The organism is Photobacterium lucens, assembly GCF_009873615.1.
GTDB classification, from domain to species: Bacteria; Pseudomonadota; Gammaproteobacteria; order Enterobacterales; family Vibrionaceae; genus Photobacterium; species Photobacterium lucens.
The window spans coordinates 1-6,611 of sequence record NZ_SSMG01000051.1 but is presented as its reverse complement, the minus strand read 5'-3'; the positions used below and the strand labels follow the sequence as shown (position 1 = coordinate 6,611).

At 41.6% G+C, this 6,611-nt stretch carries 4 protein-coding genes; 2 read left to right on the top strand and 2 right to left on the bottom strand.

Annotation, left to right across the window (positions count from 1 at the left end):
• Nucleotides 1-179: 179 nt before the first annotated feature.
• Both pflB and E5A76_RS03210 read right to left on the bottom strand, forming a co-directional pair.
• Complete coding sequence (pflB, locus tag E5A76_RS03215; protein WP_023935118.1) at nucleotides 180-2,477, bottom strand: formate C-acetyltransferase; 2,298 nt, start codon at nucleotides 2,475-2,477, stop codon at nucleotides 180-182.
• A gap of 383 nt (nucleotides 2,478-2,860) precedes the next feature.
• Nucleotides 2,861-4,567 (bottom strand): electron transfer flavoprotein-ubiquinone oxidoreductase, encoded by a 1,707-nt coding sequence (locus E5A76_RS03210; protein WP_161118088.1) that lies wholly within the window; start codon nucleotides 4,565-4,567, stop codon nucleotides 2,861-2,863.
• 146 nt (nucleotides 4,568-4,713) lie between these two features.
• On the opposite strand from E5A76_RS03210, the gene E5A76_RS03205 reads away from it, so the two are divergent.
• Nucleotides 4,714-5,547 (top strand): electron transfer flavoprotein subunit beta/FixA family protein, encoded by an 834-nt coding sequence (locus E5A76_RS03205; RefSeq protein WP_187695538.1) that lies wholly within the window; start codon nucleotides 4,714-4,716, stop codon nucleotides 5,545-5,547.
• Complete coding sequence (locus E5A76_RS03200; protein ID WP_161118086.1) at nucleotides 5,547-6,503, top strand: electron transfer flavoprotein subunit alpha/FixB family protein; 957 nt, start codon at nucleotides 5,547-5,549, stop codon at nucleotides 6,501-6,503. Before E5A76_RS03205 ends, E5A76_RS03200 begins: the two co-directional genes overlap by 1 nt.
• The last annotated feature ends 108 nt before the right edge of the window (nucleotides 6,504-6,611 follow it).

Below are 6,611 nucleotides of genomic sequence, written 5' to 3'. Positions count from 1 at the left end.
AATTTACACTGTAAGTGTAAAAACTTTGTTAATTAAGGAGCTGAAAGAGTAGGTTTCACGATTATATTTTCTGTAAATAATGAATAAAAAAGCCGCCATAGCTAGGTAGGGAACTATGGCGGCAAATTGGTAATACCTTTGGGTAGGCAGTCAGGTATTACCAACGTAGTAGCAAATTATTAAATCTTATTAGTAAAGGTACGGCTAATTACATCTTGTTGCTGTTCACGAGTTAGTGAGTTAAAACGCACTGCGTAACCAGAAACACGAATTGTTAGCTGTGGGTATTTCTCTGGGTGCTCAACAGCATCTAATAACATGTCACGGTTTAATACGTTCACGTTTAGGTGTTGACCACCTTCGATGCCATCTGTTGCGCCTGCTGCTTCGTGGTGGAAGTACCCATCCATTAGGGCTGCAAGGTTTTGTTTCTGTGTGTTTTCATCTTTACCTAATGCATTTGGCACGATAGAGAAGGTGTATGAGATACCGTCTTTCGCGTAAGCAAATGGTAGTTTAGATACTGATGTTAGTGATGCTACTGCACCGTTTTCATCACGACCGTGCATTGGGTTTGCACCTGGGCCAAATGGCATACCAGCACGACGACCACAAGGTGTATTACCTGTCTTCTTACCGTACACAACGTTTGATGTGATGGTTAAGATTGATTGTGTTGGAATTGCTTCACGGTACATGCTCATCTTCTGAATCTTCTTCATGAAGCGCTCAACAAGATCGCAAGCAATGTCATCTACACGTGGGTCGTTGTTACCGAATTTAGGGTAGTCGCCTTCGATGTTAAAATCGATTGCTACGCCATCTTCGTCACGTACTGGTGTTACTTTGGCAAACTTAATCGCTGCTAGTGAGTCAGCAACTACAGATAGACCTGCAATACCACATGCCATTGTACGGCGTACATCGCGATCCATTAATGCCATTAGTGATGCTTCGTAGCTGTAACGGTCGTGAGAGTAGTGGATGATGTTCAGTGCTGTCACATATTGTGTTGCTAACCAATCTAGCATTGAATCAAAACGTGGCATTAGTGAATCAAAGTCTAATACTTCGTCGTCAATTTTCGCTAGTTGTGGACCAACTTGTGCTTTTGATTTTTCGTCAACACCGCCGTTGATTGTGTAAAGTAATGCTTTTGCAAGGTTAGCGCGAGCGCCAAAGAACTGCATATGCTTACCAACAACCTGTGGGCTTACACAACATGCGATTGCGTAGTCATCGTTGTTGAAATCAGGACGCATTAGGTCGTCGTTTTCGTATTGAACAGATGATGTTTCAATCGATACTTTTGCTGCGTATTGCTTAAATGCAATAGGTAGCTGCTCAGACCAAAGAATCGTCATGTTTGGCTCTGGAGCTGGGCCCATTGTGTGTAGCGTATGTAGGTAACGGAATGTTGTTTTCGTTACTAGTGTACGACCGTCAACACCCATACCCGCCATTGCTTCTGTTGCCCAGATTGGGTCGCCAGAGAACAGTGAATCGTACTCAGGTGTACGTAGGAAACGCACCATACGTAGCTTCATGATGAAGTGGTCGATCATCTCTTGCGCTTCTTGCTCGTTGATCAAGCCATTTTGAATATCACGCTCGATGAATACATCAAGGAATGTTGATGTACGACCTAGTGACATTGCTGCGCCGTTTTGAGACTTAACTGCTGCTAGGTAGCCGAAGTAAGTGAACTGAATCGCTTCTTGTGCTGTGCGAGCAGGTGCTGACATGTCGATGCCGTATTTCAAGCCCATTTGACGGATGTCTTCTAGTGCTTGAACCTGATCTGCTAGCTCTTCACGTAGGCGAAGCGTTTTTTCTAGATCTTGGCCTTGCTCTAGGAATGCTTGAGTTGATTTGTATTGTTCTTGCTTGTCAGCTTTAAGGAAATCAATACCGTATAGTGCAAGACGACGGTAGTCACCAATAATACGACCACGACCGTAAGCATCTGGTAGACCTGTGATGATGCCTGATTTACGACACGCTAGGATTTCTTTAGTGTATAGATCGAAACATGCTTTGTTGTGTGTTTTACGGTAGTCAGTAAAGATTTTCTCTACGTTTTCGTCTAGTTGACGACCGTATACTTCACATGAGTTCTTAACCATGCGAATACCACCATTAGCGATGATTGCACGCTTAAGTGGTTGGTCAGTTTGTAGACCGACAATTTTTTCTAGATCTTTGTTGATGTAGCCAGCATCGTGAGATGTGATTGTTGATGGTAAATCAGTATCGAAATCAACCGGTGCGTGAGTGCGGCTTTCTTCTTTAATACCTTCTAGAACGGTATTCCATAGTGATGTTGTTGTTTCCGTTACATCAGCTAGGAAAGACTCATCCCCTTCATATGGCGTGTAGTTAGTTTGGATAAAGTCACGCGTATTAACTTCTTGCTGCCAGTTACCAGCACTAAAACCTTTCCATGCTTCTAGCATTTCAGTAGTAGGGATTGTCATAATGTTTACCTCAATAGGTGATATATGCGAATGCGTCATGATGAGATGGACTCACCATAAACTTAAAATCTGATGTGTGTTGAGCACGATCGGCTGATTTTAATTCACTGCTTTTGAAGCTTTTTTTGATTATTTAACAGGCGTTATTTCGCTGTCTTTGCTGCTTCTTGGCTTGAGGCAAATACTATGATTTATAAGTGTATGAGTAAAATGAATGCTTTTCATTTTTTAAATGCATTTTGTGCATGTTGATTGTAGTTAAGCTGAAAGGATAATCACTTTATCATTTAAAAACAGTGCGTTAATTGTTTTTGCTTGTCAGTGTGGCATTAGAAGCATTTTGTTGTTTGAGAGATTTTACATTCAAAAAAAGTTTGGACTTATTACATTTTTCTATAATTAGGCCCTGATCCGCTCTCGGGTGGTGTCCATGAAATGTTCTGTGATGGATCTTTTATATCGCATGCTTTGCACTGTAGGCAGTTCCCTGCATTTATCTGAAATCGTACTTGGTTGCTTTCTTCTATAACTTCATAAACACCTGCTGGGCAGTAGCGTTGGCTGGGTTCATCAAACTTGGTGAGGTGTTGCTGTATTGGAATTAAAGCATCGTGCAATACAAGGTGGCAGGGTTGATCGTCAGGGTGATTAATCGAGGCAAGATACAGTGACGATGTTTTATCAAAACTTAATTGATTATCAGGTTTGGGGTAGCGAATGGGCGTGGCTTCGGAAATAGGTAGTAAACATTGGTGATCGGCTTTGCTGTGAGTAAGCTGCCATTTGGCGTTACCGTTAAAGAGGTTCTGCTCGATTAACGTCGCAAAAGCACCTGTAAGTTGTCCGAATTTCTGAATGTTAGCGCAGGTATTTCTGGCTTGATGTAATTCTTCATATAACCAACTACTTTCAAATAAGGCTTGATAGCAAGGCTCGGTATGGCTGTGATCTTTCATCAATTCACTGTATATCGCTCTTGCTGCTAACATCCCGGATTTCATGGCGGTGTGGCAACCTTTCAATTTGTTCATATTTAATGTGCCAGCATCACAACCAATAAGTACACCGCCTTGGAATGATTGTTTAGGTAGGGAGGCTAAACCACCTTTGGTAATCGCTCTTGCACCGTATTCAATGCGTTTGCCGTCTTTAAGTGCCGTGGCAAAAACTGGGTGATGCTTTAAACGTTGAAACTCATCAAATGGGCTTAAATAGGGATTGCGATAGTTTAAGTCGGTGATCAAGCCAACAGCGATATGTTCATCATCCATGTGATACATAAAACTTCCGCCAGTGGTCTGTGATTCACTCAAAGGCCAACCTAAACTGTGAATGACATGTCCAGCTTTATGATGTTTAGGTACTTGCCACACTTCTTTAATGCCTAGCGCATAGTGTTGCGGCTGGCTATGTTTATCTAATTTCAGTTGTTTGATCAGTGATTTACCTAAATGACCTCGGCTACCTTCGGCAAAAATGGTATAGCGTGCATTAATCATCATACTGGGTTGATAGGTCGATTTAGGTTCGCCTTGCTTATTTATTCCCATGGCTTTGGTAATGATGCCTTTAACCCTACTCATATAGATGGGCAAATCTGCATTATCTTCAGTGACAATGTCACTTCTTTGATGCTCGAATAATACTTTCTCTGCACTGAAACCGGGGTAAATTTCCACACCAAGTTGTTCTGCTTGTTTTCCTAGCCATCGGCATAACTCAGTTAAACTGATCACGTAACTGTTTTTATTGTCGGTGTTTTTGGGGCGAAAAAGGGTAGGAATAGTGATTGATGCGTGATCATTAGTAAGCCAGTAGAAATCGTCTTGTTTTGCTTTGGTGATAACTGGGCAATCGGTTTGTTGCCAGTCGGGAATCAATTCGTTTAATGCGTGGGGATCAAACAGTGCCCCCGATAAGATATGCCCGCCAATGTCAGCACTTTTTTCTATTACAGCAATGGAGAGTGGGCGTTGATGCTCTTTCGCAAGTTGTGCTAATTGAATTGCACTTGATAACCCCGCAGGGCCTGCCCCGACAATCAAAACATCAAAAGAGATACTTTCTAGCGTACTGTTTTCTTCTGCCATTGCGCGCTCCTTTACTGTTTCATTTAACTATAGTCCAGTTGACGTAAACGTAAATTCAACTAGGCTCAAAGAAAGTAACACATTCCAGTATTAGCCGTTAAATCAACGACTTCTTATAAGAGGTGTGCGATATGGCAGAGTCTAGTTTGAAAATTCTTGTCGCGATTAAGCGAGTAATAGACCCGTATGTGGCTATTCGTGTCAAAGACGATCACAGTGGTATTGATGATCATAATGTGAAAATGACCATTAATCCGTTTTGCGCTATTGCTCTTGAACAAGCGGTACAAATGAAAGAGCAAGGCTTAGCACAAGAAATCATTGTGGTAAGTATTGGCGATGACAGTTGTAATGAATCATTAAGAACCGCATTGGCATTAGGTGGCGATCGTGCCATTCATATTAATACTGCTGATTTTCTATCAGATAATGCTGCAAGTTCTAGTGTTAGCCTATTTACACCATTAAAAATCGCGAATGTGTTAGCTGTATTGGCACAACAACAAGACTGTGATTTGGTGTTGATGGGAAAACAATCTATTGATGGTGATAATAATCAAACGCCACAAATGTTAGCTGGCCTATTAGATTGGCCTCAAGCCACATTTGCTTCAGAGATAAAGCCTGATCCAAATCGTGATAATCCTGCGTTATTAGTTACAAGAGAAGTCGATGCTGGGCTTGAAATCTTATCGGTCGATTTACCTTGCGTGGTTAGCTGCGATCTTCGACTAAACACCCCTCGTTTTGCGTCTTTGCCTAATATCATGAAGGCGAAATCCAAACCGCTTACTTGCTCTTCTTTAGCTACTTTCATTGATGACAATATCTCGCTGTATCCCAATTTAGCGTCATTAGCTAAACCATCGTCTCAAACCATTATTAAATACAGTAAGCCTCAACAGCGCAGTGCAGGTGTGATGGTGGAAAGCATTGATGAGTTGATTGATAAACTTACTCAGGAAGCGAAGGTGATCTAATGGACAGTGCTAAAGTATTGATCATTGCTGAACATGATGAGGTGAATCTATCTATCGCCACACGTAAAACAATAACAGCAGCTCATTCATTAAAACAATACAGTGACAACGTCACTATATCTGTGCTGGTGGCTGGCTGCGATTATTCGAATGTGGCAGAGCAAGCTGCGTATTTAGAGGGTGTAGAGCAAGTATTGGTTGCTGATAATACGTGTTATCAATATCCGCTTGCTGAAAATATTGCAAAGCTGGTTGTCGACATCGCCTCTCAATATACGCATCTATTCATAAGCTCAAGTACTCAAGGTAAAGATCTGCTGCCTCGTATTGCAGCCAAACTGAATGTTGAACAATTGTCAGATGTGATGGGCTTTACGTCTCTACATTCTGTGGTTCGTCCTATTTATGCAGGTAATGCGATTGCGGAAGTGAGTTCAAGTGATCCTTATATCGTCTCAACCATTCGTGCCGCAAGTTTTGATGCCTGTAATAGTAGTGATAGTTGTGCTGAAATTGTTCATCTTGATAAGGCTTTTGAGAGTACATCGACACGTTTTGTTGAGTTACAAGCATCTAAAAGTGAACGTCCAGAGTTAGCCAATGCCAATGTCGTGGTCGCTGGTGGCAGAGGTGTCGCAAGTAAAGAAGGCTTTGTCTTGATCGAACAACTAGCAGATGTGTTAGGTGGTGCGGTGGGTGCGTCACGAGCAGCTGTGGATGCTGACTATATTTCCAATGATCATCAAGTCGGGCAAACAGGTAAGATTATTTCCCCCGATCTGTACATAGCAGTGGGCATTTCAGGTGCGATTCAACACATTGCAGGGATCAAAGATGCCAAAGTCATAGTGGCTATCAATAAAGATCCTGAAGCTACAATTTTTAGTTATGCGGATTATGGATTAGTGGGAGATCTATTCGAACTTATTCCTGATTTTATTCATAAATATGAATAATGTTTTTTAGCATAGTGTATTGATTGTCAGAGCAATGTCAGCATATCTATTTGCATCATAGTGGAATAATTCGTATTTAACTTTTTAATAGTGACTTTTTGCTATGTA